General features: G+C 76.0%; 1 protein-coding gene. It reads right to left on the reverse strand.

Going from position 1 to position 2,243, the window contains the following annotated elements; translation table 11 throughout:
* Positions 1-2,243: condensation domain-containing protein (locus tag ACWCXH_RS39865; protein ID WP_449806407.1), on the reverse strand; the 2,243-nt coding region annotated here is incomplete at both ends.

Consider the following 2,243-nt stretch of genomic DNA (forward strand, 5'->3'; position numbering starts at 1 on the left):
GAGGCGCTCGTCCCCGCTGATCACGGCGGTGGCGTCCGCAGTGGCGGCCACCTGCCGGGCGAAGCGCCCGAGCAGCGGCTCCAGCTCCGGCGCGGCCTGCGCCTCGCCCGCCCAGGCGCCCAGGATGAGCGCCTCGCCCGCCGGCTCGCCCAGCCGCAGCCGGCCGACCGGCTCCTCCGCGAGCGCGGCGGCCTCGCCGAGCAGGCGGACGAAGGTCGCGGCGAGCGCGTTCACGCGGTCCTGGTCGAGCAGGTCGGGCCGGTGCGCGAGGTCGAGGCCGAGCGAGCGGCCGAGGCTCACGGTGAGGCTCAGCGGGTAGTGCGTGGACTCGTGGTTGTCGCCGCCCACGATGCCCAGCCCGCCGGCGGCCGTGCGCAGCCCGTCCGCGTCGAGCGGGTAGTTCTCGAACACCACGAGGGTGTCGAAGAGTTCGCCGAGTCCGGCGATCCGCTGGAGGTCGGCGAGCGGCAGGTACTGGTGGTCCATCAGGCCGGCCTGCTGGTCCTGGAGGCGCTCCAGCAGGGCGCCGAAGCGCTCCGCCGGATCCAGCGCCACGCGCACCGGCAGGGTGTTGATGAACAGGCCGACCATCGACTCCACGCCCGCGACCTGCGGCGGACGGCCCGAGACCGTCCCGCCGAAGACCACGTCGTCGCGGCCGGTGAGGCGTCCCACCACCATCGCCCACGCGGCCTGGACCACGGTGTTGACGGTGACCCCGCGCTCCCGGGCGAAGCGGGCCAGCGCGGCGGTCCGCTCCTCCGGCAGCTCCAGCCGGGTGCGGACCGGCAGGACGGGGGCGCGGGACGGGTCCGGGGCGGCGAGCAGCGTCGGCTCCTCCAGCCCGTCCAGCACCTGCCGCCAGGCCGCCTCGGCGGCCGCGCGGTCCTGGCCGGCGATCCAGCCCAGGTACTCGCGGTACGGCGTCACCCGGGCGAGCCCGGCGGCGTCGCCGCCCGTGCCGTAGAGGGCGAACAGCTCGCCGAGGAAGACCGGCATGGACCAGCCGTCCAGCAGCAGGTGGTGGTGGCTGACGACCAGCCGGTGCCGGTCGGCGGCGGTGCTGATGAGGGTGAAGCGCATCAGCGGGGGCCGGTCGAGGTCGAAGCGCCGGGTGCGGTCCTCGGTGGTGAGCCGGTCGGCCGCCGCCGCCCGCTCGGCCTCGGGCAGGCCGGTGAGGTCGGCCTCCTCGAAGGGCAGGGTGACGTCCGCCGGGATCACCTGGAGCGGCGCGTCGAGGCCGTCCTGGCGGAAGGCGGCGCGCAGGTTCGGGTGCCGGGCGAGCAGGGTGCGCAGCGCCGAGCGCAGCGCGGTGCGGTCCACGGATCCCTCGATGTCGAGGGCGAGTTGGACGGTGTAGACGTCCTGGCCCTCGGTGTCGTAGGTGGCGTGGAAGTGCAGGCCCTGCTGGAGCGGGGAGAGCGGGAGGAGGTCGGCGAGGGGGCCGTGGTCGGCTTCCAGGCGGTCGATCTGCTCCTGGGTGACCTCCACCAGCGGGCGGACGTCGGACGGGGTCAGGCCGCCGCCGGTGGTCGCCGCGAGGGCGCGCAGGGCGGTGAACCAGGCCTCGGCGAGTTCGCGGATCCGCTCCTCGGTGAACAGGCCGTCGGGCCAGGACCAGTCGGCCGTCAGCCGCGGGCCGTCGGCCTGGTCGAGGGTCGCGGCGTTCAGCTCGATCGCGTGGGCGAGCGGCATCCGCGGGTCGCGGCCGTCGCCGAGTGCGACGTCGGTGCACAGCGCCCAGTCGGCGTTCTCCTCGCCCGCGGCGAAGCGCCCGAGGTAGTTGAACCCGAGCTGCGGGCGCGGCGCGCCGGCGAGGGCGCCGCGCAGCAGGCCGTGGCCGATGCCGTTGTCCGGCAGGGCGTGCAGCTGCTCCTTGACGGCCTTGAGGGCGCGGGCGGGGTCGCCGGGGGTGCCGGGGTCGAGGCGGACGGGGAACATGCTGGTGAACCAGCCGGCCGTGCGCGTGGTGTCGGCGTGCTCGACGACGTTCTCGCGGCCGTGGCCCTCCAGCTCGACCAGGACGTGCGTGGCGTCGCCGTCCCGCCAGGCGTTCACGGCGAGGGCGAACGCGGTGAGCAGGACGTCGTTGACGGTGGCCCGGTAGCGGGCGGCCGTGTCGGTGAGCAGGGCGGCGGTGACGTCCGGCGGCAGGGTCAGTGACAGGTGTCGGGCGGTCGCGGCGGTGTGCACGGCCGGGTCCAGCTCCGCGAGCGGCGCGTCCGGGCCCGCCGACTGGGCCT

The organism is Kitasatospora sp. NPDC001660 (assembly GCF_053596725.1).